Origin of the sequence: Amycolatopsis vancoresmycina (genome assembly GCF_000716785.1) — a bacterium.
GTDB classification, from domain to species: Bacteria; Actinomycetota; Actinomycetes; order Mycobacteriales; family Pseudonocardiaceae; genus Amycolatopsis; species Amycolatopsis vancoresmycina.
Map to the genome: position 1 here is coordinate 134,003 of NZ_JNYY01000004.1, position 24,613 is coordinate 158,615.

The 24,613-nt window shown below is 72.1% G+C and carries 31 protein-coding genes and 1 pseudogene; 16 read left to right on the forward strand and 16 right to left on the reverse strand.

Annotated elements, in window-relative coordinates:
- Positions 1 to 43 precede the first annotated feature (43 nt).
- From OO60_RS10315 to OO60_RS10340, 6 genes are all read left to right on the forward strand, one after another.
- Positions 44 to 922 carry an AraC family transcriptional regulator gene (locus tag OO60_RS10315; protein ID WP_004559254.1) on the forward strand — a complete coding sequence of 293 codons (879 nt, stop codon included), beginning with the start codon at positions 44 to 46 and terminating at the stop codon, positions 920 to 922.
- A gap of 40 nt (positions 923 to 962) precedes the next feature.
- Positions 963 to 1,850: a hypothetical protein gene (locus OO60_RS10320; RefSeq protein ID WP_004559255.1), complete on the forward strand. Its 888-nt coding sequence runs from the start codon at positions 963 to 965 to the stop codon at positions 1,848 to 1,850.
- Positions 1,851 to 1,979: 129 nt separating this feature from the next.
- Positions 1,980 to 2,162, forward strand: a complete 183-nt coding sequence (locus OO60_RS10325) for a hypothetical protein (protein WP_004559256.1) — start codon at positions 1,980 to 1,982, stop codon at positions 2,160 to 2,162.
- Between the two features lie 190 nt (positions 2,163 to 2,352).
- Positions 2,353 to 2,898, forward strand: coding sequence for a hypothetical protein (locus tag OO60_RS10330; protein WP_004559257.1), 546 nt, complete (start codon positions 2,353 to 2,355; stop codon positions 2,896 to 2,898).
- A gap of 23 nt (positions 2,899 to 2,921) precedes the next feature.
- On the forward strand, positions 2,922 to 3,395 hold the full coding sequence (gene bcp, locus OO60_RS10335) for a thioredoxin-dependent thiol peroxidase (protein ID WP_004559258.1): 474 nt from the start codon (positions 2,922 to 2,924) through the stop codon (positions 3,393 to 3,395).
- Positions 3,396 to 3,399: 4 nt separating this feature from the next.
- Positions 3,400 to 6,510, forward strand: coding sequence for an NACHT domain-containing protein (locus OO60_RS10340; protein ID WP_004559259.1), 3,111 nt, complete (start codon positions 3,400 to 3,402; stop codon positions 6,508 to 6,510).
- Here OO60_RS10340 and rdgB read toward each other — a convergent pair.
- Genes rdgB through OO60_RS10365 form a run of 5 tightly spaced genes read right to left on the reverse strand, consistent with a single transcriptional unit; the run spans position 6,507 to position 10,143 of the window.
- Positions 6,507 to 7,109 (reverse strand): RdgB/HAM1 family non-canonical purine NTP pyrophosphatase, encoded by a 603-nt coding sequence (gene rdgB, locus OO60_RS10345; protein ID WP_004559260.1) that lies wholly within the window; start codon positions 7,107 to 7,109, stop codon positions 6,507 to 6,509. The genes OO60_RS10340 and rdgB overlap by 4 nt on opposite strands.
- Positions 7,106 to 7,882: a ribonuclease PH gene (gene rph / locus OO60_RS10350; RefSeq protein ID WP_004559261.1), complete on the reverse strand. Its 777-nt coding sequence runs from the start codon at positions 7,880 to 7,882 to the stop codon at positions 7,106 to 7,108. Before rph ends, rdgB begins: the two co-directional genes overlap by 4 nt.
- 22 nt (positions 7,883 to 7,904) lie before the next feature.
- Entirely contained in the window at positions 7,905 to 8,672 is a 768-nt protein-coding gene (locus OO60_RS10355; protein WP_004559262.1) for an MBL fold metallo-hydrolase, read from the reverse strand.
- 29 nt (positions 8,673 to 8,701) lie between these two features.
- The gene (murI, locus tag OO60_RS10360; protein ID WP_081656022.1) at positions 8,702 to 9,508 is read right to left on the reverse strand and encodes a glutamate racemase; all 807 of its coding nucleotides are present in this window, start codon (positions 9,506 to 9,508) and stop codon (positions 8,702 to 8,704) included.
- Entirely contained in the window at positions 9,505 to 10,143 is a 639-nt protein-coding gene (locus OO60_RS10365; protein ID WP_004559264.1) for a rhomboid family intramembrane serine protease, read from the reverse strand. Before OO60_RS10365 ends, murI begins: the two co-directional genes overlap by 4 nt.
- Before the next feature lie 91 nt (positions 10,144 to 10,234).
- Here OO60_RS10365 and OO60_RS45390 point away from each other — a divergent pair.
- Positions 10,235 to 11,087, forward strand: a pseudogene (locus OO60_RS45390) (arylamine N-acetyltransferase family protein).
- On the opposite strand, the gene OO60_RS10370 reads toward OO60_RS45390, so the two are convergent.
- Positions 11,045 to 11,761, reverse strand: coding sequence for an aspartate/glutamate racemase family protein (locus tag OO60_RS10370; RefSeq protein ID WP_033261335.1), 717 nt, complete (start codon positions 11,759 to 11,761; stop codon positions 11,045 to 11,047). The pseudogene OO60_RS45390 and the gene OO60_RS10370 overlap by 43 nt on opposite strands.
- Before the next feature lie 10 nt (positions 11,762 to 11,771).
- On the opposite strand from OO60_RS10370, the gene OO60_RS10375 reads away from it, so the two are divergent.
- Positions 11,772 to 12,593 carry an MBL fold metallo-hydrolase gene (locus tag OO60_RS10375; RefSeq protein WP_004559266.1) on the forward strand — a complete coding sequence of 274 codons (822 nt, stop codon included), beginning with the start codon at positions 11,772 to 11,774 and terminating at the stop codon, positions 12,591 to 12,593.
- Between the two features lies 1 nt (position 12,594).
- Here the strand turns inward: OO60_RS10375 and OO60_RS10380 are convergent, their stop codons facing one another.
- The 3 genes from OO60_RS10380 to OO60_RS10390 form a co-directional block, all read right to left on the reverse strand.
- Positions 12,595 to 13,545: a PLP-dependent cysteine synthase family protein gene (locus OO60_RS10380; RefSeq protein ID WP_004559267.1), complete on the reverse strand. Its 951-nt coding sequence runs from the start codon at positions 13,543 to 13,545 to the stop codon at positions 12,595 to 12,597.
- A gap of 3 nt (positions 13,546 to 13,548) precedes the next feature.
- Entirely contained in the window at positions 13,549 to 13,821 is a 273-nt protein-coding gene (locus OO60_RS10385) for a MoaD/ThiS family protein (RefSeq protein WP_004559268.1), read from the reverse strand.
- A 66-nt stretch (positions 13,822 to 13,887) separates the two neighbouring features.
- On the reverse strand, positions 13,888 to 14,295 hold the full coding sequence (locus OO60_RS10390) for a M67 family metallopeptidase (protein WP_004559269.1): 408 nt from the start codon (positions 14,293 to 14,295) through the stop codon (positions 13,888 to 13,890).
- An 81-nt stretch (positions 14,296 to 14,376) separates the two neighbouring features.
- On the opposite strand from OO60_RS10390, the gene OO60_RS10395 reads away from it, so the two are divergent.
- Positions 14,377 to 14,757 (forward strand): hypothetical protein, encoded by a 381-nt coding sequence (locus OO60_RS10395; RefSeq protein WP_033261268.1) that lies wholly within the window; start codon positions 14,377 to 14,379, stop codon positions 14,755 to 14,757.
- 4 nt (positions 14,758 to 14,761) lie between these two features.
- Here OO60_RS10395 and OO60_RS44965 read toward each other — a convergent pair whose 3' ends face one another.
- From OO60_RS44965 to clpS, 5 genes are read right to left on the reverse strand one after another with little or no spacing between them, the layout of a single operon-like run.
- Positions 14,762 to 15,256: a DUF2017 family protein gene (locus OO60_RS44965; protein ID WP_004559271.1), complete on the reverse strand. Its 495-nt coding sequence runs from the start codon at positions 15,254 to 15,256 to the stop codon at positions 14,762 to 14,764.
- On the reverse strand, positions 15,253 to 15,495 hold the full coding sequence (locus OO60_RS10405) for an ATP-dependent Clp protease adaptor ClpS (protein ID WP_004559272.1): 243 nt from the start codon (positions 15,493 to 15,495) through the stop codon (positions 15,253 to 15,255). Before OO60_RS10405 ends, OO60_RS44965 begins: the two co-directional genes overlap by 4 nt.
- A gap of 31 nt (positions 15,496 to 15,526) precedes the next feature.
- Positions 15,527 to 16,507, reverse strand: coding sequence for a P1 family peptidase (locus OO60_RS10410; RefSeq protein ID WP_033261269.1), 981 nt, complete (start codon positions 16,505 to 16,507; stop codon positions 15,527 to 15,529).
- Positions 16,504 to 17,061 carry a DUF2017 domain-containing protein gene (locus tag OO60_RS10415; protein WP_004560463.1) on the reverse strand — a complete coding sequence of 186 codons (558 nt, stop codon included), beginning with the start codon at positions 17,059 to 17,061 and terminating at the stop codon, positions 16,504 to 16,506. The genes OO60_RS10410 and OO60_RS10415 overlap by 4 nt, the downstream gene beginning before the upstream one ends.
- Positions 17,058 to 17,357, reverse strand: a complete 300-nt coding sequence (clpS, locus tag OO60_RS10420) for an ATP-dependent Clp protease adapter ClpS (RefSeq protein WP_004560461.1) — start codon at positions 17,355 to 17,357, stop codon at positions 17,058 to 17,060. The genes OO60_RS10415 and clpS overlap by 4 nt, the downstream gene beginning before the upstream one ends.
- Positions 17,358 to 17,431: 74 nt before the next feature.
- On the opposite strand from clpS, the gene OO60_RS10425 reads away from it, so the two are divergent.
- Genes OO60_RS10425 through OO60_RS10435 form a run of 3 tightly spaced genes read left to right on the forward strand, consistent with a single transcriptional unit; the run spans position 17,432 to position 19,968 of the window.
- Entirely contained in the window at positions 17,432 to 18,733 is a 1,302-nt protein-coding gene (locus OO60_RS10425; RefSeq protein ID WP_004560459.1) for a nicotinate phosphoribosyltransferase, read from the forward strand.
- A 15-nt stretch (positions 18,734 to 18,748) separates the two neighbouring features.
- A complete protein-coding gene (locus OO60_RS10430) occupies positions 18,749 to 19,327 on the forward strand; it encodes an isochorismatase family protein (protein WP_004560456.1) in 579 nt (192 codons plus the stop codon).
- Positions 19,324 to 19,968 (forward strand): bifunctional 4-hydroxy-2-oxoglutarate aldolase/2-dehydro-3-deoxy-phosphogluconate aldolase, encoded by a 645-nt coding sequence (locus OO60_RS10435; RefSeq protein ID WP_004560454.1) that lies wholly within the window; start codon positions 19,324 to 19,326, stop codon positions 19,966 to 19,968. Before OO60_RS10430 ends, OO60_RS10435 begins: the two co-directional genes overlap by 4 nt.
- On the opposite strand, the gene OO60_RS10440 is transcribed toward OO60_RS10435, so the two are convergent.
- Complete coding sequence (locus OO60_RS10440) at positions 19,969 to 20,586, reverse strand: choice-of-anchor P family protein (protein ID WP_004560452.1); 618 nt, start codon at positions 20,584 to 20,586, stop codon at positions 19,969 to 19,971.
- A 210-nt stretch (positions 20,587 to 20,796) separates the two neighbouring features.
- On the opposite strand from OO60_RS10440, the gene OO60_RS10445 reads away from it, so the two are divergent.
- The 4 genes from OO60_RS10445 to OO60_RS10460 all read left to right on the forward strand — a co-directional run bounded on the left by OO60_RS10445 (position 20,797) and on the right by OO60_RS10460 (position 24,251).
- The gene (locus OO60_RS10445) at positions 20,797 to 21,384 is read left to right on the forward strand and encodes a biotin transporter BioY (protein ID WP_004560450.1); all 588 of its coding nucleotides are present in this window, start codon (positions 20,797 to 20,799) and stop codon (positions 21,382 to 21,384) included.
- 138 nt (positions 21,385 to 21,522) lie between these two features.
- Positions 21,523 to 23,571 carry an ATP-dependent DNA helicase gene (locus tag OO60_RS10450; RefSeq protein WP_004560449.1) on the forward strand — a complete coding sequence of 683 codons (2,049 nt, stop codon included), beginning with the start codon at positions 21,523 to 21,525 and terminating at the stop codon, positions 23,569 to 23,571.
- Positions 23,572 to 23,629: 58 nt separating this feature from the next.
- On the forward strand, positions 23,630 to 23,971 hold the full coding sequence (locus tag OO60_RS10455; RefSeq protein WP_004560447.1) for a hypothetical protein: 342 nt from the start codon (positions 23,630 to 23,632) through the stop codon (positions 23,969 to 23,971).
- 67 nt (positions 23,972 to 24,038) lie between these two features.
- A complete protein-coding gene (locus tag OO60_RS10460; RefSeq protein ID WP_156081302.1) occupies positions 24,039 to 24,251 on the forward strand; it encodes a hypothetical protein in 213 nt (70 codons plus the stop codon).
- On the opposite strand, the gene OO60_RS10465 is transcribed toward OO60_RS10460, so the two are convergent.
- Positions 24,211 to 24,612, reverse strand: coding sequence for an OsmC family protein (locus OO60_RS10465; RefSeq protein WP_004560444.1), 402 nt, complete (start codon positions 24,610 to 24,612; stop codon positions 24,211 to 24,213). The two genes, OO60_RS10460 and OO60_RS10465, sit on opposite strands and share 41 nt — an antisense overlap.
- Position 24,613 lies beyond the last annotated feature (1 nt).

Sequence of the window (24,613 nt, forward strand, 5' to 3'; positions counted from 1 at the left end):
GCGACCTCTTGCACAATCCTCTCGACCTCGGTTGTCTGGACCGGTGCTCGAAGAACTCCGCGACCTCGTCTCCCGGCACGCGCACGCCGACCTGCGCACCCCGGTGCCCGGCCTCCTTTTGTCCAAAGTGGACACGAGCGAGCCGCACCACTCGCTCGCCGAGCCGCTGCTGGTCGTGCTGGCCCGCGGCGGCAAGCGGTTGCTGCTCGGCGAGCAGGTGCACGAGCACCGCGCCGGGCAGTACCTGCTGGTCGGCACCGACCTGCCGGTGACCGGCCACTTCGTCGGCGCCACGCCGCGGACGCCCGCGCTGGGCATCGGCCTGGCCCTGCGGCCCGCGGCGATCGCCCCGCTGCTGCTCGAGGCGCCGCCGCGCACGCCGCCGGCGTCGCCCATCGCCATCGGGGACGCCGGTCCGGAGCTGCTCGACGCGGTGCTGCGGCTGGTGCGGCTGCTCGGCCACCCGTCCGACGTGCCCGTCCTCGCGCCGCTGATCGAACGGGAGATCCTCTGGCGGCTGCTGACCGGCCCGCACGGCGGCCTGGTCCGCCGGCTCGGCCTCACCGACAGCGGCGCCGCCCACGTCGGCCGCGCGATCCGGTGGATCCGGCACAACTACGCCGAACCGGTGCGGATCGAGGAGCTCGCCCGGCTGAGCGGGCTGAGCGCGTCGGCGTTCCACCGCCACTTCCGGGCGGCGACCGCGATGAGCCCGCTGCAGTTCCAGAAGCGCATCCGCCTGCAAGAAGCGCGGTCGCTGCTGCTGGCCGGCACGGGTGACGTCGCCGGCGTCGGGCACCTCGTCGGCTACGACAGCCCGTCGCAGTTCAACCGCGAGTACCGCCGCCTGTTCGGCGCGCCACCCGGCCAGGACGCGGCGCGGCTGCGCGAAGCCGTCACCACCGGGCCGCAGCTGCCCTGAGCGTCCGATCCGTTCAAGACGGCCGTGCGACGCTGGCCGCATGCCCGTGAACCTTCCCGCGGCGGCGTCCTTCATGGCGACGCACGCCCGCCTCCTCGACCGCCGCCGCTTCGAACTGCTCGGCGGCGCGGCGAACGCCGACGCCGTGCTGGCCGCGGTCGACGGCTACCGCAATTCCGACGGTGGCTACGGCTGGGGCCTCGAGCCGGACCTGCGGGCCCCGGAAAGCCAGCCCGGCGGCGCCCTGCACGCCTTCGAAGTGTTCGAGGAGATCGCCCCGGTCACGACACCGCACGCGGCGCAGCTCTGCGACTGGCTGGCGACGGCGTCCCGGCCGGACGGCGGCCTGCCGTTCGCCCTGCCCGTGGCGGACCCGGCCGGCTGCGCGCCCTTCTGGGCCAAGGCCGATCCGGCGGTGGCCACCCTCCAGAGCACTGCCTTCGCCGCCGGGGTGGCCCTGCGCGTCGCCCGCCACGACGCGACCGTGCGCGAGCACCCGTGGCTGGCCGCGGCGACGCAGTACTGTTTCCGCGCGATCCGTGAGCTGTCCTCGGCACCGCACGCGATCGCGTTGTCCTTCGCGGTGCAGTTCGCCGACGCCGCCCACGAACTCCACGAGGAGGCGGCCGCGCTGCTGGCCCACCTCGCCGCGTTCGTCCCGGCCGATGGCCTGGCCCCGGTGGACGGTGGTTCGGACGGCGAAACCCTGCGCGCCCTGGATTTCGCGCCGCTGCCGGACCGCCCGGCGCGCGCGTTGTTCGCCGACGGCGTCATCGACGCCGAACTGCGGCGGCTCGCGGGCGAACAGCAGGACGACGGCGGCTGGCGGGTCGATTTCGCGAGCTACTCACCCGCGGCGGCACTCGAATGGCGCGGCTACGCGACCGTCCGTGCGGTGTCGGTGCTGCGGCGTAACGGACTCGCCTGAACTGCTACACCGACGCCACCGAAGTTCACCCGGCCGTGGGGTGTCGGGGGTGGACGGCCGCCCGCGCCTTCCGGGGCACCCGGCCGAACCCGTACTGTAACCGGCGGAACCGGTTCCCGGAGGTGAAGCATGTCGTCGCGCAACCCGTTGCGCTGGTTCGCCCGGTGGGCGGACTGGTTCGAGGAGCGCGGCGTGTACGTGCCCGGCGAAGAGAGCCGCGCGGTCGACCCGGTCCGGGATTTCGGCTGGCTGATGGCCGCTTGGGTGGCCGGTGTCGCGATCTTCATCCTGTTGTTCGCGCTCGCGGTTTAAGTGGCATGTGGCCAGAGATTGTCACGAGCCGTGCCGTTCCGGTCACGGATTGGCCACGGGGCGGCACCAGGTGCGCGACAACCCCCGGTCGCGCCTCGTAACCGCGCGCGATCACGGCCAGAGTGGAGCGGGTTCGCCCGGCATCCCCGTTGCCGAACGGCACCCCGACCCGCCGACTGGAGTACCCGCGATGGCGCTCGCGCGCACGTGCAAGATCATGTTCACCTCAGGACTGCTCGGCCTGGCGGTGGCGTGCGGGGTCCCCTCGGCACACGACGGCACCGCGGCGCTCGGCGTGGGCGGCTCCCCCGCGGGCGCCGGGGCGTCGGCCTCGCCGGCGGGCAACGACCTCAAGTTCGGCGCCGACCACAAGTTCCCCAGCGGCGTCACGATCTCGGTCGGCTCCCCGGCGTCGTTCCGCCCCAGCCCGTCGGCGTACCCGCAGAGCCCGCGCGGCGCGGCCTTCGACGTCGAGCTGATCAACGAGGGTTCGACGACGTACAAGCTTTCGGGCCTGACGGTCACCGCCACCGCGGCGGGCAACCCGGTCAAGCAGGTCGTGGACACGACCCAGGGGTTCACCGGCATCACCGACGCGGGCAAGGACGTGCTGCCGGGCCGGTCGGTGCACCTGACGCTGGCGTTCGCGGTGCCGCAGGAGCAGACGCAGCTGCGCCTGCAGCTCCGGCCGAGCGCGACGGAACCCACGGCAGTCACCTATTGTGGCCCCGCCTGACCGTCCGCCGTTAGGCTCGGGGCATGACCGAGCGCCTTTCCCCCGGTGACGAAGCCCCGGAATTCACCCTGCCCGACAGCACGGGCAAGGAGGTCTCGCTGAGCGACTTCCGCGGCCGGTCCGTGGTCGTGTACTTCTACCCGGCGGCGAGCACCCCGGGCTGCACGAAGCAGGCCTGCGACTTCCGCGACAACCTCGCCGAGCTGAACGACGCCGGCTACCAGGTCGTCGGCATCTCGCCGGACAAGCAGGCGAAGCTGGCGAAGTTCGTGGAGCACGAGGAGCTGACGTTCCCCCTGCTGGGCGACCCGGAGAAGGGCGTCCTCGAGGCGTGGGGCGTGTGGGGCGAGAAGCGCAACTACGGCAAGACGTATATGGGCGTGATCCGCTCGACGTTCGTCGTCGACCCGGAGGGCAAGATCGCCAACGCCTGGTACAACGTGCGGGCGACCGGCCACGTGGCCAAGCTGATCCGGGACCTCGGCCTGGCGTCCTGAACCCTTGACCAGCCTGGAGGGACCGGCGCTCAAGCTGGGCGGTCAGATCGCCTCGGCGGCGGCGAAGTCGTGGCTGCGACGGCGGAAGGCGGCCCACGAGCGGTCCGCCGAGCTGGTCGACCTGGTGGCGGGCGAGCTCAAGGGGCCGCTCGAGCGGGCCAAGCTCGAGAACCTCGTCCAGCACATCGGGATGCAGGTGGCCGAGCAGCTGGAGCCGGTCCTCGCCGACCGCTTCTCGACGCTGCCGCCGCAGGAGGTCGAGGCGGCGTTCGTGGCGGTGGAAGACGCCTTGGCCAAGGCGGACCTGTCGGACTCGGCGTTGCTGGCGGCGGACGCGGATCCCGAGCAGCTGGCCCGGAAGATCCGCGGCGGCCTCGCGCACGAACGCCTCCTCGCGCCCAAGGCGGCGGCGCTGTACGACCTCGCTTTGGACCAGGCGTGCCGCCACCTGGTCCAGGTGGTGCGTCACCTGCCGTCGTTCCAGCCGCGCGCGCTGGCGGATGTCCTGGGGCGGTTGAGCCGCCAGAGCGACCAGCTCGAGGAGCTGCTGGCCCGGGTGCCGAAGACGAGCCTCGCAGCACCTGAAGGCGTCGACCACGACGCCGAGTTCGAGTCGGCGTACCTGCGCTCGATCGCCCGCGAACTCGACCGGCTCGAACTGCTCGGCCTGACGATGGACGACCAGCCGGCGTTGCCGCTGACCGTCGCCTACCTCAGCCTGAGCGTTTCGCCCGAGGGCGAGCCCCGCAAGCGCCGGGTGGACGAGCTGTGGTTCGAGAAGCGGCAGGACCACCTGGGCAGCGCGAACATGCGCGTGGAGACGGCGCTGAGCGGGACCACGCACGTCCTGGTCCGCGGCGAGGCCGGATCCGGCAAGACGACCCTGCTGGACTGGCTGGCGGTGACGGCGGCCCGTGCGGGTTTCACCGGGAAGCTCGCCGGCTGGAACGGCCGGGTGCCCTTCCCGATCCGGCTGCGCAGCTTCGCCGCCGAGCCGTTGCCGCGGCCGGAGGAGTTCCTCGCGCACATCGCGCCGATGCAGGCGCCCCCGGAGGGCTGGGCCCGCCGGGTGCTCGAGAGCGGCCGCGCGATGGTCCTGGTCGACGGCGTCGACGAGGTCGGCGCGGGCCACCGCCGCGAGGTGAAGGCATGGCTGCGAAAGCTCGCCTCGACGTTCCCGGACACGCTGATCGTGGTGACCTCCCGGACAGCGGCGGCGGATCAGCGCTGGCTGGCCCAGGAAGGCTTCGGTTGTGTGCTGCTGGAGCCGATGAACGCGGACGACATCCAGGCATTGGTGACCCGCTGGCACAACGCGGCCGCGGCCGGCGGCCAGGTCCGCCGGGACACGGACCTGGCGGCGGTCCAAAGGCGGCTGCTCAACCAGCTCGACTCGCGGCCGCACCTGCGGACTCTCGCGGCAAGCCCGTTGCTGTGCGCGATGTTGTGCGCGCTCAACCTGGCGCATCGGTCGGAGCTGCCGCGGGACCGGATGGATCTGTACCGCAAGGCGTTGTCGATGCTGCTGCACCTGCGGGACGCGGAGCGGCGGATCGACGTGATCCTGACGGAGGCGCAGAAGCAGATCTTGCTGGGTGATCTGGCTTGGCGGCTCTCGCTGGCGTCGAAGGTGGAGCTGCCGAAGGAGCGGGTGCTGTCGCATGTCGCCCTTCGGCTGCCTTCGCTGCCGCATGTCGATCACACGCCTTCGGAAGTCTTGGACCACTTGCTGGAGCGAAGCGGTGTGCTGCGGGAACCGGTCCGGGGCCGGGTGGATTTCGTGCACCGGACGTTCCAGGAGTGCTTGGCGGCGAACGAGGCGACGGAGCAGGACCACCTGGAGACGCTGATCGACCGGGCGCACCTGGATACGTGGTGGGAGACGTTCGTGATGGCCTGCGGCCACGCGAAGCACCACCAGGTGGGGACGTTGTTGAGGGGCATTCTCGACCGGGCGGATGCCGAGCCCCGCCACGCGCGCCACTTGCGATTGCTGGCGGCCGCTTCTCTCGAGACTGTGAGCAATGCGGATCCGGAGATCATCGCTCGGGTCGAGGCGGTGATCCGGGATCAGCTGGTGCCGCCGCGGAGCTTGCGGGAGACGCGATCGCTGGCATCGATCGGGCACCGCGTGCTGCGGTACCTCCCGGAGAGCCTGGACGGCCTGTCGGAAGCGGTCGCCGCAGCGTCGGTCCGGGCGGCTGCACTGACTGCGGGAGAGGATGCACTGAAGGTGCTCCGCACCTATGCGCGAGACCCCCGGGTTGCGGTGCAGGACCAGCTGCTCCAGGCGTGGCAGTACTTCGAACCGGAACGCTATGCCGTCGAAGTCCTGGCCGACTCACCGTTGCCCGACGGCACAGTCCTGGTGGCGCAAGCGCAGCTCCTGCCCCACGTACGGCACCTGAAGCACCTGACCGATCTGCAGGTCGACCTCCTCAACTCGGAGTCCCCTGCCGATCTCGGCCTGGTGGACGGCTTGCCGCACCTGACCCGGATCGTGACGGACTTCCACCGTGGGGCGACCGTCGACCTCGCTCCGTTGGGACACCATCCCGGCCTCGTCGAAGTCTCCTTGTACTTCGCCCGCCGGTTCACGCGGTTGCCGAGTTTGAAGAAACTGCGGAAGCTGGAGGCCCTGACGATCTTCCAGAGCACCGCCTGGCGCAGCATCGAAGCATTCGGCGGTTTGACCGGCCTCAGGCGCCTCGCGCTCGACAAGCTGCATTCGATCGACAACCTGGACCCACTCGCCGCACTGGAAAACCTGGACGAAATCGCCCTCTGGGAAATCCGGGCGAAGACCCTGGAGGCTTCGACGCCCCTCACCGCGCCCACCAAGATCGGCCTTTTCCGATACGACCCCGGGGACAACAGTCTGAGCGGCGAAACCATCGCACGCTGCTTTCCCAGCATGAAAGCAATTCACTTCTTCGGCATGGGGATCACCGATCTTCGTGCTCTCGCCACGCCCCGGCTGCGTTCGATCACTTTCGATTCGTTCACCGCACCCGTCGATGTCAGCCCGCTTTCGGACCTCGAGCTGACCATCACAGCCGTGGACACCGAGCTCATCGGTACCGAAAAGCTCGGCCCCGGCGTCAAACTCCGCTAACCCAGATCCCGCAGCGCAGGCAACAACGCCCGCAGAGCCAACCCCCGGTGCGAAAGAGCATCCTTCTCCGCCGGCTCCATCTCCGCCGAGGTCCGCCCCTCCCCATCAGGCTGGAAAATCGGGTCATACCCGAACCCGTTCACCCCACGCCGCTCCCGGATCAGCGTCCCCCGCCACTCTCCGCGAACCACCGTCTCCTCCCCGGACGGCAGCACCAAAGCCGCAGCACAAACGAACTGCGCCCCCCGCCGCTCATCCGGCACGTCCCGCAGCTGCCCCAGCACGAGATCCAGGTTCGCCTCATCATCCCCGTGCCGCCCGGACCACCGAGCCGACAACACCCCAGGCATCCCGTTCAGCGCATCGACAGCAAGCCCCGAATCATCGGCAATCGCAGCCAAGCCGGTAGCAGCAACAGCATCCCGAGCCTTCGCCACGGCATTGCCCTCGAAGTCCGGCGCCGTCTCAGGAGCCTCCGGGAACGAAGGCACATCGGCAAGCCCGATGACCTCGATCCCCGAAAGTCCCTCAGCAGCAACGATCCGCCGCAACTCACCGAGCTTCTTGGCGTTGCGCGTGGCCAGAAGCAGCTTCGTCACTTCGCGCCCTTCTTCTTGTCCGGACGCGGCTCCGGCAGCTCACCGGGGTACGGCAGCGCCAGCGCCTCGTTCTGCAGCCGGGTCAGTTCCGCGCACCCCGCAAGCGCCATGTCCAGCATCGTGTCCAAAGTGGACCGCGCGAAGGTCGCGCCCTCGCCGGTGCCCTGGACCTCGATCAGCGTGCCCGCGTCCGTCGCCACCACGTTCATGTCGACCTCCGCGCGCGAGTCCTCCTCGTACGGCAGGTCCAGCCGGACCCGGCCGTCGACCACGCCCACGCTCACCGCCGCCACCGAGGACGACAGCGGCTGGGGGTCGTTCAACCGGTTCGCCGCCGCCAGCCAGGTGATCGCGTCCGCCAGGGCCACGTAGCCGCCCGTCACCGCCGCCGTTCGGGTGCCGCCGTCGGCCTGGATCACGTCGCAGTCGATGACGATCGTGTTCTCGCCGAGGGCCGCCAGGTCGATGCACGCCCGCAGGGACCGGCCGATCAGCCGGGAGATCTCGTGCGTGCGGCCGCCGATGCGGCCCTTCACCGACTCGCGGTCGCCGCGCGTGTTGGTCGCCGACGGCAGCATCGCGTACTCGGCCGTCACCCAGCCGAGGCCCGACCCGGCGCGCCAGCGCGGCACCCCTTCGGTCACGCTCGCCGCGCACAGCACCCGCGTGTTGCCGAATTCGATCAGCACCGACCCCGCCGGCCACTGCTGGAACCCCCGGGTGATCTTGATGTCGCGGAGCTGGTCGTCGGTCCTGCCATCTTTACGAGCCACCAGTGCACTCTATGACCGGCCCTCAGACGTCGTAGACGGCACCCTGCTTGACGACCTCGGCCCCGGGGAACCCGGCCGACGCCTCGGCCAGGACCGCGCCGGCGTCGGTCCACGGCGCGATGTGCGTCAGCAGCAGCCGCCCGACGCCGGCGGCGCGCGCCAGCTCGCCCGCCTGCTTGCCGGACAGGTGCACCCCCGCCGGCCGCTCCGCCGAGTCCGTCCACGACGCCTCCGCGAGCAGCAGGTCGACGCCGTCGGCGAGCTCGTTCAGCGCCGCGCAGGGCCCGGTGTCGCCGGTGAACGCCAGTATCCGGCCGCCGTAGGAAATCCGGAGGCCGTACGCCGGGGTCGGGTGGTCGACCTCGACCGCGACCACCTCGAACGGCCCGATCCGGAACGGCTCGGGCCGCAGCGGGTGGAAGTCGTAGACGTCGGAGAGGTCCGTGGTGGCCCGCTCGGTCTCGTTGGGCGCGTACGCGTTCGCCAGCCGGACCGGGGCGTCCGGCGGCGCGTACAGCGGCAGCAGGCGCGGCCGGGCGGGGTACGGCGGCGCCGGGTGGTAGCGCCGCAGGACGGTGAGCGCGCTGACGTCGGCGCAGTGGTCCGGGTGCAGGTGGGTCAGCACGAGGGCGTCGAGGTCGAACGGATCGGCCACGGCCTGCAGCTGCGCGAGCGTGCCGTTGCCGAGTTCCAGGCCGAGCAGGAAGCCCTCGGCCTCGATCAGGTAACCGGACGCGGCGGCGTTCGGCCCGGGGATGCTGCCGGAGCACCCGAGGATGGTCAGTCGCACGACGACACCCTAAGCGTCCGCACGGCCGTTCACGCAGTGGTGGGAGCGAGGACACCCGGAGCGAAGCCCATGAAGCGCTGCGCGAGCCGGGTGAACGGCTCCGCCGAGCCGGTGGCGAGGAACTCGTGCCGCGGCGCGGTCTCCCCGCTCGTCAGCAGGTCCCGCTCGGTGAGCACGCGGACGAGGTCCTTGGCGGTCTCCTCCGCGCTGCTCACCAGGGTGACCTCCTGGCCCATCACGATCTGCAGCACCCCCTGCAGGAGCGGGTAGTGGGTGCAGCCGAGCACGAGCGTGTCGACCTCGGCGTCGAGCAGCGGCTGGAGGTAGCCCTGCGCGAGGCCGAGCACCTGCCGCCCGGTCGTGATGCCCCGCTCGACGAAGTCCACGAACCGCGGGCAGGCGACGCTGGTCAGGGTGATGCCGGGCGCCGCGGCGAAGGCGTCTTCGTACGCCCGCGACCGCACGGTGCCTTCGGTGCCGATCACGCCGACGCGGCCGGTGTGCGTCGCGACGACGGCGCGGCGCGCGGCGGGCAGGACGACCTCGATCACCGGGACGTCGTAGCGCTCGCGCGCGTCGCGCAGGCAGGCCGCCGACGCCGTGTTGCAGGCGATCACCAGCGCCTTCACGCCGCTCTCCACGAGCTCGTCGAGCGCCGCGAGGGCGTAGCTGCGGGCGGTGGCGATCGGGAGCGGGCCGTACGGGTTGTGCGCCGTGTCGCCGACGTACCGGAGCTGCTCGGCGGGGAGCTGCTCGAGGATCGCGCGCGCGACCGTCAGCCCGCCGACACCGGAATCGAACACGCCGATCGGGGCATCAGCGGGCGAGGATGTCACCCTTCGAGGTTACCCGCAGGCGCCGGGGCGGCCTTGCGGGACCGGCGGGTGGTCAGCCAGGCCGCGAGGATGCCGGCCAGCGCGCCGAAGACGTGCCCCTGCCAGGAGACGCCGGGGTTGCCCGGCAGCAGCCCGGCCAGCATGCCGCTCCACACGCCGAGCAGCACGACGGCGACCAGGATCTGCCCGGCCGCGCGGTTGAACAGGCCACGGACCAGCAGGTAGGCGAGCCAGCCGAAGGCCAGCCCGGACGCGCCGACGGTGACGCCGTTCGCGGGCCCGATCAGCCACACGCCGAGCCCGGACACCACCCAGATGATCGCCGTGACCAGCGCGAACCGGCCGATCCCGGCGGCCATCGCGAGGAAGGAGAACACGAGCACGGGGACGGTGTTCGCGAACAGGTGCGACCAGCCGGCGTGCAGCACCGGCGCGAACAGCACGCCGTCGAGGCCGGACAGCGAGCGCGAGTGGATGCCGCCCTGGTCCAGGTCGCCGGGCAGGATCACGTCCACCAGCTCGACCAGGTAGAGCAGCAGGGTGAACGACAGCGCGACGAGCGCGGCCGCCATCGGTTTCGGCGGCAGCACGCGCTTGGCGGCGTCGGCCTCCGGGGCGGGGTTCAGAGTGCTCACGCTTCGAGGCTACGACGGGGTGCGGGCGGTCCACCTCGGGTGAAATCCCTGATCCCGCGGTTTTGTCGGTGGTCGCCGCTAGCTTGTCGGCATGGACGTCACCGGATACCTCGCGCGGCTCGGCCTCGACCCCGAACCGCCGAGCCTGGCCGCGCTGCGGCGCCTGCACGCGGCCCACGTCGAGCGCGTGCCGTACGAGCCGCTGGAGATCCAGCTCGGGCGGCCGACCTCGCTCGAGCCGTCGGCCTCGCTGGCGCGGATCCTGCGGGGCCGCGGCGGGTACTGCTACCACCTCAACGGCGCCTTCTCGGCGCTGCTGCGCGCCCTCGGTTACCAGGTGACGCGGCATCTGGGCGGGGTGCAGGGCAGTCCGGCGGACGCGCCGAACGTGGACCGCAACCACCTGGCCCTCACCGTCACCGGCCTGCCCGGGGAACCGTCGGCGGCCTGGGTGGTGGACGTCGGGCTCGGCGACGGCATCCACGAGCCGCTCCCCCTCCGGGAAGGCACCTACGTCCAAGGCCCGCACACCTACCGGCTGCGGCCGTCGGAGGTGGCGCCGGGCGGCTGGCGGTTCGACCACGACCCTTCGGGCAGCTTCGCGGGCTTCGACTTCGCACCCGGTCCCGCCGAGATGGCCGACTTCGCCGAGAAGCACACTTGGCTGTCGACCTCGCCGGAGTCCGGGTTCGTGCGGGTCTGCGTGCTGCAGCGGGCGGGACGCGACCGGCGTCGACACGCTGCGGGCGCGGACCCTGAACCGCCACGGTGTCAAGGAGCTGATCGGGTCACCGGCGGACTGGTGGACGGCGGCCGGCGACGTCTTCGGCATCCCCGCGGCGGCGTTCACCAGCGAGGAACGCGAACGGCTGTGGCGGAACGTCGTCGCGCAGCACGAGGCTCACGTCGGGGACAAGGGCAGCGAGGTGGTGCCCAGCGCGTAGTCCACCGCCGCTTCGGCGTGCAGGCGGGTCGTCGGGAAGGTCGGCACCGGGCTGTCCGCCGGGCCGACCAGCAGTTCGATCTCGGTGCAGCCGTAGATGACGCCCTCGGCGCCCGCGTCGGCGAGCCGCGCGATCACGCCGCGATAGGCCTCGCGCGACTCGGGTTTGACGACGCCCAGCACCAGCTCGTCGTAGATGACGCGGTGCACGAGGTCGCGGTCTTCGGCGCTCGGCACGAGCACGTCGAGGCCGTGCGCGGCGAGGCGGTCGCGGTAGAACGGCTGGCCCATGGTGAAGCCGGTGCCGAGCAGGCCGACCCGGCGGATCCCGGCGGCCTTGATGGCCGCGGCGGTGGTGTCGCCGAGGTGCAGCAGCGGGATGCCGAGGCCGGCTTCGAGCCGGTCGGCGACCTTGTGCATGGTGTTGGTGCAGAGCACGACGAAGCCGGCGCCGGCTGCCTCCAGCGCGCGAGCGGCGCGGTTGAGCTCGGCACCGGCGTCGTCCCAGCGGTCCTCGGCCTGCATCCGCTCGATGGCGGCGAAGTCGACGGAGTAGAGCACGGTGTGCGCGGAGTGGAACCCGCCGAGGACGGCCTTGACCCGTTCGTTGACGAGCCGGTAGTACTCGATCGAGGATTCCCAGCTCATCCCGCCGAGCAGCCCGATGACCTTCATGATGTCCAGCATGCCCGAACTGCGCACGGCCTTCGCCGGGGTTTCGAACGTCCTGGTCACCGACGGAAGCTCGGCCGTCCTGGTCGACGGCTTCTTCTCCCGGCCGTCGCTGCTGAAGATGGCGACCCGCGTGGCCCCGGACCGCAAGCGCATCGACGACGCGCTCGGCCGGCTCGGTGTCACGGGGTTCGATGCCGTTCTGGTCGCGCATTCGCACGTCGACCACGTCCTGGACGCGCCGGTCGTCGCGCAGCGGACCGGCGCCACGCTGGCCGGCTCACCGTCGACCCGGAAGGTCCAGGAGGGCTACGGACTGGCCGCCGAACCGTTCGAGGAGCTGGTGCCCGGCCGGCCGGTGGAGTTCGGCGCCTTCACGGTGACGCCGGTCGAGGCCGTGCACAGCGCCGGCGACCGCGTGCCCGGCGAGATCACCGAGCCGGTCCGGCTGCCGGCCAGGTCCAAGGCGTTCAAGACCGGTCGCTGCTATTCGTTCCACATCGCGCACCCGGCGGGCACCGTGCTGGTCCACGCGTCGGCGAACTTCGTGCCCGGCGCACTGGCCGGCCACGAGGCGGACGTCTGCTACCTCGGCGTCGGGCAGGCGGGGAAGCAGACCGAGGCGTGGCGGGAGCGGTATTGGCGCGAGACGGCCGGCGCGGTCGGCGCGCAAACCGTCCGGCCGGTGCACTGGGACGCCTTCTGGCGCCCCCTGAGCAAGCCGCTGAAGGTGCTGCCGAAGGTGTTCGACGACCTCGGGACGACGATGGCCACCTTCGAGCGGCTGGCCGACGGCGTCGACCTCGCCCTCCCCGAGCTCTGGCGGCTCGAGTGACTCAGGCCCAGAGCTGCCCGTCGAGCCGCTCGGCCGCCTCGTCCAGCGATCCCGCGTACGCCCCGGTCGACAGGTACTTCCACCCGGCGTCCGCGACGACGAACGCGACGTCCGCCTGCTCGCCGCGGGCCGCGGCCTTCTCGGCCACCGCCAGCGCCGCGTGCAGCACCGCGCCCGTCGAGATGCCCGCGAAGATGCCTTCGTGCTCCAGCAGCTCCCGCGTGCGCCGCAGGGCGTCGTACGCGCCCACGGAGTAGCGGCCGTTGAGCACCGAAGCGTCGTACAGCTCCGGCACGAACCCCTCGTCGAGGTTGCGCAGGCCGTACACCAGCTCGCCGTAGCGCGGCTCGGCCGCGATGATCTGGACGTCCGGCTTCGCCTCGTGCAGGTACCGCCCGACCCCGACCAGGGTCCCGGTCGTACCGAGGCCGCCGACGAAGTGCGTCAGCGTCGGCAGGTCCTTGAGCAGCTCCGGGCCGGTGCCGCGGTAGTGCGCGTCGGCGTTGGCCGGGTTGCCGTACTGGTAGAGCATCACCCAGTCGGGGTTCGCCTCGGCCAGCTCCTTCGCCCGCCGGACGGCCTCGTTCGAGCCGCCCGCGGCCGGGGAGAAGACGATCCGCGCGCCGTACGCCTGCAGCAGCTGCTTGCGCTCGGTGGAGGTGTTCTCCGGCATCACGCAGACCAGCCCGTAGCCCTTGAGCTTGGCGGCCATGGCCAGCGCGATGCCGGTGTTGCCCGACGTCGGCTCCAGGATCGTGGAGCCGCGCCGCAGCTTGCCTTCACGCTCGGCGGCTTCGATCATGGCCAGCGCGGGCCGGTCCTTGATCGAGCCGGTCGGGTTGCGGTCCTCCAGCTTCGCCCACAGGCGCACGTCGTGCGTCGGGGAGAGCCGGGGCAGCCCGACCAGCGGGGTGCCGCCGAGCGCGTCGAGCAGGGACTCGAAGCGAGCCATCGATCAGCCACCGGCCACGGCGGGGAGGATGGTCAGCGTGTCGCCGTCCTTGACCTCGGCCTCGAGCCCGCCGGCGAAGCGCACGTCCTCGTCGTTGACGTAGACGTTGATGAAGCGGTGCAGCTTCTCCTCCTTGACCAGGCGCGCCTTGATGCCGGCGTGCCGGGCCTCGACGTCGTCGATGACCTCGAGGACGGTCGCGCCCTTCGCCTCGACGGACTTCTCGCCGCCGGTGTGGGTGCGCAGGATCGTCGGGATGGAGACGGTCACGGCCATGGGTTCTTACCTCCGGTGGTTTCCTAGACGCAGACGCCTTCGGCGCGCGGTTTGTTCCGACGGGACTCAGTCGACGATCTCGACCGGCTCCTCGGTGATCTCGGCGTCCACGATCCGGTACGACCGGAACTCGTGCACTTCGGGGTCGCGGGTGGAGACGAGCACGTAGTGCGCGTCCGGCTCGGCGGCGATGTTCGCGTCGGTCCGCGACGGGTACGCCTCGGTCGCGGTGTGCGAGTGGTAGATGACCACCGGCACCTCGTCGTTCGCGGCCATCTCCCGGTAGAGCTTCAGCAGGTCACCGGAGTCGAACTCGTAGAACGTCGGCGACCGGGCCGCGTTGAGCATGGGGATGAACCGCTCGGGGGAATCCGAGCCGTCGGGCCCGGCGATCACCCCGCACGCCTCGTCGGGGTGGTCACGACGGGCGTGGGCGACGATCTCGTCGACGAGTTCACGGCGGATCCGGAGCACACCGACATCTTAGGTGGTGGACAAAGCTGGTCCAGATGATGAGACATACCGCTCACCGGCCGTTCTTGGGATACTGGCCGGGTGCCGCTGTCGTCGAAAGTGCGTGATCGGTGCCGGATGTACCTCGGCACGGACGAGCGGATCCAGTACCTGATCCCCGGGATGTCGCTCTACGTCAACCGCATGCGCATGCGGGTCGGGTTCCTGGTCATGGTGACCGACCGGCACGTCACGCTCCTGGCGTGCAGCCGCTGGAGCCTGCACCGCCCGAAGCAGATCTGGGAACGCCTGCCGCGCAGCACCGAGCTCGGCCCGCTGGAGATCCACCCCTCGCTGGGCCCGGTCCTGTCGGTCGGCGGCATCGACATGGAGATCGACGAGGAATACGTGAGCGCCGTGCGCGCGGCGAACCTTGAGATCGGCGACGACGCCCTGCCCGAAGACCCCTACCCAGGCGGCTGAAGGGTCAGAGCTCCAGGAACACCGGCACGTCGTCCCGGGCCAGCGCCGCCGCGGCGACGTGGCTTTCCAGTTCCTGGAGCCAGGCGAACTTCAGTTCGGCGCCCCAGCGCGTGGCGAACAGCTCGTCGGCCGGCACCTCCCAGCGCGGCTTCCGCAGGTACGCCGACTGGGCGTGGGCGAGCACGAGCCGCAGGTCGCGGGCGCCCGCCAGGTCGAGCTCCAGCTCCGGCCCGCCGGACCACGCCGCCAGCACCCGCGAGAACGCGGCCACCACCTCGGCGCGCATCGCCGCGCCGTGCCGGTCCCGGAACGCGGCACTCGGCTTGCGGCGGCGGTAGGCGTCCGGGAACAGCGTGGTGTCGGCGATGCCCTTCCGCCCGGAGCCGCCCAGCCGGGCCGCGACGTCGGAGAGCATCCCGTGCAGCACCGACGCGGTGTTGGGCGCGAACGCGATCCGGACGCGCCCGGACCAGGCCGTGACGTGCGCGAAGTCGGTCACGGGGCCGGCTCCAGGGTCGCGTGGAGGCCGCGGACCTGCAGGGCCGCGGCGAAGTCCTCCGCCGGTCCGGCCGGCAGCGGGTCGAGCGCGACCGAGCCGGTCGTGTGGACCCGCTCCGCGGCGGCCCAGGAGTCTTCGGCCGGCAGCTCCAGCAGCTCCGCCAGCACCAAAGCCACCCCGGCGTGGCTGTTCACGTTGTCATCGTGGATCCGGACGACCCACTTCTCGTCGAGCTGCACCCCAGGATGATCCGAGCCGGGCCGCCCGGCGTTACGCGAACGCTTCCGGCCAGACGTCCCGGTAGGCGGGCACCCCGCCGGCTGTGGTCGCCGCCAGCAGCCCGTGGACCATCGCCCGGGCGAACACCCGGGCGGCCGCCGAGCACAGCGCGTCCAGTGCCGCCGGCCGGGTCGCCGCGCCGAACGGGCCGCTCGCGTCCGGCAGCTCGCGCGCGCCCGTGGCCAGCGCGAACACCGTGTCACCGTCGAACATCGAGTGCGCCGGCCGCACCGCACGCGCCAGCCCGTCCTGCGCCGCGACCGCGATCCGCCGCGCCTCGGCCTTCGACAGGGCCGCGTCGACCGCGACCACGCCGATCGTCGTGTTCAGATCCGTCCGCCGCGACGGCAGGTCAGCGGCCCGCGAGGGCCACGTCACGCCGAACTCGCCGTGGTCGGCCGCGTAGGCCCGGCCTGTCGAGAGGTCCACGGCCTCCCCGGCCGCGTTGACCGCCGCCAGCGCCCCGACCGTGTACTCGCCGACGACCTCGCTCGCCGAGCCGATGCCGCCCTTCAGCGACCCGACAGCCGCCCCGGCGCCCGCGCCGACCGTCCCCAGGGCGAAGGAGCCCGAAGCCGCTTCGCAGGCCGCGTAGCCGAAGGACGCGTCGGGCCGGTTGCCCCACTCGCTGCGCGGCAGGTCGAACAGCACCGCCGCGGGCACGATCGGCACGACCTCGTGCGGCTGCGTCCCGACCGGGAAGCCCAGGTTCCGCTCCGCCAGCCACCGCATCACGCCGTCGGCCGCGGCCAGGCCGTACGCCGACCCACCCGACAGGCACACGGCGTTGACCCGCTGCACCAGGTTCTCCGGCTCCAGCAGGTTCGTCTCGCGCGTGCCGGGCGCGCCGCCGCGCTGGTCGACCGCGCCGACCGCACCCTCGGGCACGAGCACCACCGTCGTCCCGGTGGCCCAGCCGTCGCCGACCCGCTCGTGGTGCCCGACGAGGACACCGGGCACGTCGGTGATCACCCGGTCAGCGCCTGGATCAGCGTCTCCTGCACCCAGGTCAGCCAGTGGTAGACGCCGAGGTGCGGCGCCCGCGGGTCGTCCTCGGGCAGTTCGTCGGGCATGTCCTCGGTGACGTCGAGGGCGGTGCCGAGCGCCAGCCGGACGTCGTTGAGCGCGCCCAGCCAGGCGTCGGCCTGCTCCTCGGTCAGCCGGACGTGGCCGCCGTCGCGGGGCAGCGTGTCGAGCACGATCTTCGCGACGCCGACCTTGATGTCGAGCAGCTCCGGCTCGTGCAGCGACCGCATCGCCGCGGAGGAGTCGATGTCCTCGCGCGACGGGTTGTCCGGGTCGAGCTTGTGGAAGTCCGGGAGCAGCCGCGAGAGCACCGGGTCGTCCGGGGACTCGGTCGGCCCGGTCCGGATGCCGGTGAGCTCGGCGAGTTCGTCCTGCGGGGCCTCTTCGGCGCGCGCGGTGAGCATGTCCTCGAGCTGGCTGACCAGTCCGCGCAGCACGGCCGCTTCCTGCTGCTCGAAGCCCGCGTGGATCACCGCACCCTTGCGCCGCCATCCGTTCACGAGGGCTGCTCCATGGTGGCCCAGAGGCCGGCCGCGTGGAGTTTCGCCACGTCCGTCTCCACCTTCTCCTTGCTGCCGGACGACACGATCGCCTTGCCCTTGTGGTGCACGTCCAGCATCAGCTTGGTGGCGTGGTCGCGGCTGTAGCCGAACAGCTTCTGGAAGACGTACGTCACGTACGACATCAAGTTGACCGGGTCGTTCCACACCACGGTCCGCCACGGTGTGTCCGACTCGGCGACTTCCGCACCGGCCGGTTCGACCTGCGTCTGTTCGGATGCGACAGGCGTGGACATGCACCCCATGGTGTCACGGGGGTCACGGGGTACGCCGCGCCAGGTCCGGCCATGTGGGTGAATAGGCTTACCCCATGGGTTCACCGGAACCGGCCACGGCCAGCACTGCGCTGCTCACCGACCACTACGAGCTGACCATGCTGGGCAGCGCGCTCGCCGACGGGACGCACGCGCGGCCCTGCGTGTTCGAAGTTTTCGCCAGGCGGCTCCCGGACGGCCGCCGCTACGGCGTCGTCGCGGGCACCGCCCGTGTCCTCGACGCGATCGCGGACTTCCGCTTCACCGACGCGGAGCTCGCGCAGCTGGAGGCCACCGCGGTCGTCGACGACGCGACGCTCGCCTGGCTGGCGGACTACGAGTTCTCGGGCGACATCGACGGCTACCCCGAAGGCGAGCTGTACTTCCCCGGCTCGCCGATCCTCACCGTCACCGGCTCGTTCGCCGAGTGCGTGCTGCTGGAGACGCTGGTGCTGTCGATCCTCAACCACGACAGCGCCATCGCGTCGGCGGCGGCCCGGATGTCCGGCGCCGCGCACGGCCGCCCGATCATCGAGATGGGCGGCCGCCGCACGCACGAGTACGCCGCGGTCGCGGCCGCGCGCGCCGCCTACCTGGCCGGGTTCGCGACGACGTCCAACCTGGAAGCCGGGCGCCGCTACGGCATCCCGACCCGCGGCACCGTCGCGCACGCCTTCATGCTGCTGCACGACAGCGAAGAAGCGGCCTTCCGCGCCCAGGTCGACAAGATGGGCGCGGACACGACGCTGCTGGTCGACACCTACGACATCACCGCGGGCATCGAGACGGCCGTCCGCGTCGCCGGGCCCGAGCTCGGCGCGATCCGGATCGACTCCGGCGACGTCGGCCCGCTCGCCCGCCGCGCCCGCGAGCAGCTGGACTCCCTCGGCGCGAAGGACACCCGGATCGTGGTGTCCGGCGACCTCGACGAACACGCCATCGCGGCGCTGCGCGCGGAGCCGGTGGACGCGTACGGCGTCGGCACCTCGGTGGTCACCGGGTCCGGCGCGCCGACCGCCGGCATGGTCTACAAGCTGGTCGAGGTGGACGGCAAGCCGGTCGCCAAGCGCAGCGCGCACAAGGAGTCCCGCGGCGGCCGCAAGTCCGCGCTGCGGCGCCACCGCGGCACGGGCACGGCGGTCGAGGAGGTCGTCTGGGCTTCCGGATCGGGCACGCCGGAGCCCGAAACCAACGACCGGCCGCTGCAGATCCCGCTGCTGCGCGCTGGCCGCCCGGAGCCGGACCTGCCTACGCTCGACGACGCCAGGCAGCGGCTGCGCCGCGGCCTGGTCAGCCTGCCGTGGGAGGGCCTCAAGCTCTCGCACGGCGAGCCCGCGATCCCGACGTTGTTTCTCTGACAGGAAGGCCGACCGATGGCGACCGCGCTGATCGTGGTGGACGTGCAGAACGACTTCTGCGAAGGGGGTTCGCTCGGCCTGCCGGGCGGGGCCGCGGCGGCCGCCGGCATCTCCAAGCAGGCCGCGGAGGGCGGGTACAGCCACGTCGTGGCCACCCGGGACAACCACATCGACCCGGGCGACCACTTCAGCGAGACGCCGGACTTCAAGGACAGCTGGCCGGTGCACTGCGTCGCCGGCACGGCGGGCGCGTCGTTCCACGCCGCGCTCGACGTCGTCCCGATCGGCGAGGTGTTCTCGAAGGGCGAGTACAGCGCCGCGTACTCCGGCTTCGAGGGCGCGGCCCGCGACGGGAAGTCCCTGGAGGCGTGGCTGCGCGAGCACGACGTGACCGACGTCGACGTCGTCGGCATCGCGACGGACTTCTGCGTCCGCGCGACGGCCCTCGACGCGAAGAAGGCCGGCTTCGGGGTGCGGGTGCTGCTGGACCTGACCGTCGGCGGCTCGCAGCCGACGGTCGACGCGACGCTGAAGGACTTCGACGAGGCGGGCGTCACCTACACCGGCACCGCCGTCGTCGGCCCGGCCGCGTGAAGGACCTGCAGGCGGCGCTGGCGGAACACCGGCTCGTCGCGATCCTGCGGGCCGCCGACGCGTCGCGGTTCGCCGACGCGGCGATGGTGCTGCACGCGGCGGGCGTCCGCCTGCTCGAAGCGACGCTGACGACGCCGGGCGCGCCCGCGGCCATCACCGCGCTGCGCCTGGCGCTGGGCGAAGCCGCGCTGATCGGCGCGGGCAGCGTCCGCGAACCGTCCGATGTGGACATCGCGGTGGACGCCGGCGCGGCGTACCTGATCACGCCGACGGTCAACCCGGCGGTCCTCGAACGGGCGGCGGCCCTGGACACCCCGGTGGTCTGCGGCGCGCTGACGCCGACGGAGATCGACCAGGCGTGGCGGCTCGGCGCGGCCGCGGTGAAGGTGTTCCCGGTCGCGGCCGTGGGCGGCGTCGCGTACCTGCGCGCGGTGCGGGCGCCCCTGCCGGACGTCCCGCTGGTGCCGACCGGCGGCGTCCACCTGGCCGACGTCGAGGGCTACCTGCGGGCGGGCGCGATCGCGGTCGCCGCGGCGACGCCGTTGCTGGGCGACGCGCTCTCGTCCGGCGGCAGCCTGCCGGACCTGGCCGCGCGGGCGGGCGAGTTCGTCGCGGCGGCTTCGCGCTTCACGACCGCCTGATCACTTCTCGGCGAACGGGTCGCAGGCGGCCGTGCCCAGGTAGATGTCCCCGCTCGCGGGACCGCCCTGCGGGAACAGCTTGATGTGCACCGCGTGCGTCACCAGGCTGCCGTCCGGTGGCTGGGGCGTGACGGTCTCGTTGAGGGTCACCGTCGCCAGCGCGGTGCCCGCGGCGCCGCCGGGGATGACGATCCGGTGGTTCGGCGGGATCTGCCCGGGCACGGTGATGCCCTCGACGGCTCCGACGGCCACTTCGCCGAGGCTGCCGGTCGCGGTCGTCGCGCACTTCACGGAGTACGTGCGCACGGTGATCTCCGGACCGCCGTAGCGCTGCAGCACGGTCGCCCGGAAGCGGCGTCCGGACGCCTGCGCGACCGACACGTCCTCCGACCGCCCGCACCCGCTGTCACCCGCGCCGAACACGGCGACGTCGCCGGTGGCACCCCCCTGCGTCCAGCCTCGGTACGGCCCGTCGACGGTGCACTTCGCCAGGTCGCCGGTGACGACGTGCTCGTTGTCGATCGTCACGTCCACCGAGCCGGAAGCCGCCCATCCGGTGGACGTCGCGGGAGCGGCGGCCCCCAGCACCGGCACGGCCAGCGTCGTCACGGCCAGCAACCGAAATGTCCTCTTCCTGGCGGTTCGCATGCTCCGGCCTCCTCGGTTCCGTGACAGTTCGCAGTCGCCCCCTTCGTCATCGGCCGGTCCGGCGGCCGCCCTGATCGGGTCCACCCGGACGAGTGGCCGGTGAGGAACGCAACTCGGCGGGTCCGCGGGACGGTAACGAGCGTTAACCTCGGGCGTCGCCTGTTCTCCTCGGGAGGTTTCGTGTCTTCGCTGTCCTTCGCCGGCAAGCGGCCCGTGCTGGCCGACCTCGTGCCCGGCTCGCTCGTGCGGGACATCGCGCTGGTCGCCGGCGGTGCCGTGCTCACCGGCGCCGCCGCGCAGCTGACGATCCCGGTGCCGGGCAGCCCGGTGCCGATGACCGGCCAGACGTTCGCCGCGCTGCTCGTCGGCGCGTCGCTCGGCATGTCGCGCGGTGCCGCGTCGATGCTGGTGTACCTGCTGGTCGGCGCGGTTGGCGTGCCGTGGTTCCAGCACGGCACCTCGGGCCTGTCCGGCGCCAGCGCCGGCTACATCGTCGGGTTCGTCTTCGCCGGTGCGCTGGTCGGCGCGCTGGCCGGCCGCGGCGGCGACCGGACGCCGGTCCGCACCGCGGGGACCATGGTGCTCGGCAACGTCGTGATCTACGCGTTCGGCGTGCCGTGGCTGATGGCTTCGACCGGGTTCGACCTGTCCACGGCGTTCGCCAAGGGCGTCACGCCGTTCCTGATCGGGGACGCGGTCAAGATCGTCGTGGCCGCCGGGCTGCTGCCACTGACCTGGAAGCTGGTCTCCGGCCGCACCCAGGACTGATCGCCCGAGCCCTCGTGAGTGGTAAGGGCAGTTCTAACTGCCCTTACCACTCACGAGCCGGGGTCCTCCGCGACGCGAGTGGCCCGTTCGCGACGGAGCACCGATCTCTGTCGGTGGTGGCGGCTAATGTGTGTCGCTGTGCCCGCCCGAACCGATTTCCCCGGCGTCCTCGAACTCCTCACCCACGCGGTGGAGTCCGTCGGCGGTGCCGAACGCCCAGGGCAGGTGCAGATGGCCGACGCCGTCGGCCGTGCCATCCGCACCGGTGAGCACCTGGCCGTGCAGGCCGGCACCGGCACCGGCAAGTCGCTGGCCTACCTGGTGCCCGCGATCAGGCACGCCGTCGAGAAGGAAGCGACGGTCGTGGTCTCCACGGCGACGATCGCGCTGCAGCGCCAGCTCGTCGACCGCGACCTGCCCCGCCTGGCGAAGGCGCTGAAGAAGCCGCTCGGCCGCGAGCCGACCTTCGCGATCCTCAAGGGCCGCCGCAACTACATGTGCCTGCACCGGCTGGATTCCGGCGCGCCGGACGAGCCGGAGGACGCGCAGCTGTTCGACCCGTTCGCGGTGTCCCGGCTGGGCAAGGAGGTCACGCGGCTGCGGGAGTGGGCGTCGGACACCGAAACCGGCGACCGTGACGAGCTTGTCCCCGGCGTCACCGACCAGGCGTGGCGTCAGGTTTCCGTGACGGCGAAGGAATGTCTCGGTGCTTCGCGCTGCCCGATCGGCACGGACTGCTTCGCCGAGAAGGCCCGCGCCGAGGCCGGCCGCGCGGACGTCATCGTCACCAACCACGCGCTGCTGGCGATCGACGCGCTGCAGGGCTACCAGGTGCTGCCGGACCACGACGTGGTGATCATCGACGAGGCCCACGACCTGGTCGACCGGGTCACCTCGGTCGCCACCGGCGAGCTGACCAGCGCGATGTGCGCTTCGGCCGCGCGCCGCTGCGGCAAGCTCATCGACGCCGACGTCGCCGACCGCCTGCTGGAGGCGGGTGACGGGCTGGCGCTGATCGTGGACGACCTGCCCGCGGGCCGGATGGACGAGCTGCCGCGGCCGCTGAAGGGCGCGATCCCGGCGGTCCGCGACGCCGCGCACGCGTGCATCACGGCGCTGGGCAGCGACCGCAAGGAGGACGTCGAGGGGGCCACCGCGCGCAAGCTGGCGCGGTCGCTGCTCGACGAGGTGCACGACACCGCGGTCCGGCTGCTGGAGGCGTTCGACGAGGACCAGGCGCACCAGCGGGACGTCGTCTGGCTCTCCGGCGACAAGTACTCGTCGAACCCGCGGCCGCCGGCGCTGAAGGTGGCGCCGCTCGGTGTCGCGGGCCTGCTGCGAGAGCGCGTGTTCAACCAGCACACGACGATCCTGACGTCGGCGACGCTGACCCTGGGCGGCACGTTCGACACGATGGCGCGCCAGTGGGGCCTCCCGCCGGGCGCGGCGCGGGTCGAGCAGGCGCCGGGCGCCGCGACGGAGAAGGAAGCGCCGTCGGACGACTCGGGCCCGAAGTGGACCGGCCTGGACGTCGGCTCGCCGTTCGACCACCGGCGCAACGGCATCCTGTACCTGGCCAAGCACCTCCCGCCGCCGGGCCGCGACGGCCTGACTTCGTCCACAATGGACGAATTGGCCGAGCTGATCGAGGCCGCGGGCGGGCGCACGCTCGGGCTGTTCTCCTCGATGCGGGCGGCCAAGCAGGCCACGGAGGAGATGCGCGAGCGGCTGGACTTCCCGATCCTCTGCCAGGGCGACGACGCGACGTCGCTGCTGGTCCAGAAGTTCTCCGAGGACGTCCGCACCTGCCTGTTCGGCACGCTGAGCCTGTGGCAGGGCGTGGACGTGCCCGGGCCGTCGCTGCAGCTCGTGGTGGTCGACCGGATCCCGTTCCCGCGCCCGGACGACCCGGTGTCCTCGGCGCGCCAGCGCGCGGTGGAAGCCCGCGGCGGCAACGGGTTCCTGACGGTGGCGGCCACGCACGCGGCACTGCTGCTGGCACAGGGCACCGGGCGGCTGCACCGCGCGGTCAGCGACCGCGGGGTGGTGGCGGTGCTGGATTCGCGGCTGGCGAACGCCCGCTACGGCGGATTCCTGCGTGCGTCCCTGCCGCCGTTCTGGCCCACGATGGACCCGAAGGTGGTGCGGGACGCGCTGCGCCGGCTCGACGCAGCCGCGCCCGCGTGACGCGGTCCACAGCCGCGCCCGGTACGGTGAAGCCACCGAAGCAACAAGGGAGCACCGGTTGACCCAGGATTCGTCCAGCGCCCAGTCCCGGACCGTCAGCGTCGACGACACCGGCGTGCGGCGGCGGCTCGCGGACGGCAGCGAAGAGGCCGTCACGTGGTCCGAGCTGTCCTCGGTGATGGTCCGGGTGATCCCCGACGGCCCGTGGAACGAAGACGTGTTCTTCATGCTGGTGGGCACCGACGGCAAGGGGACCGCGGTCCCCAGCGGCGACCCGGCGGCCGACGCGCTGATCGAGCGCCTGCAGGCCCTGCCGGGCTTCGACAACGAGAAGTTCATCGAGGCCATGACGACCGACGCCGACCAGGCGTACGTCGTGTGGGAATCCGGCCAGAACTGACGTGCGCTGCCCGGTCTGCGGCGAAGAGAGCCTGAGCCCGCTCGCCGATTTCGACACGGCCTCCAGCATGGCGCGGATCTTGTTCAAGCGGCCCGGGTTCCTCGAGCCCCGGCCGGTGTTCCTGGTGCGGCACGCCCGGGTCTGCCGGTCCTGCTTCGCCGTGGTGCCCTTCCTCGACGAGCAGTACCAGCGCAAGCTCGCCGAGGAGTGGGACACCTTGATCCCGGTCGCCCCCGACGCTACGCCGGGAACTCCTCCGTCACCGGAATCCCCTTCTTGAGCGTGCGGCTCACCGTGCAGAGCCGCTCGATCGCCCGGTCCACGGCCCCGGCCAGCGCTTCCCGCTGATCCGCGGCCAATGTCGACACGTCGACGTCGAAAGCGACGTGCACGGCGTCCAGCTCCGCAGCGCCTTCACGCCGATCCGCGGTGACGTTCACGCGGAACTTCGCGTCTTCGCCGATCCGCCGGACGATCAGCTCTTCGGCCGTCACCGCGCTGCAGCCCGCCGCCGCGATCTGCAGCAGCTCGGCGGGCGAGAACGCCCCTTCGGCGCCCTTCCGGCCCAGCCGGACCTCCGCGCCCCGCTCGTTGCGCCCGACGAACGCGTGCTCGCCAGTGCGTTCCACTTCCAGTGCCATG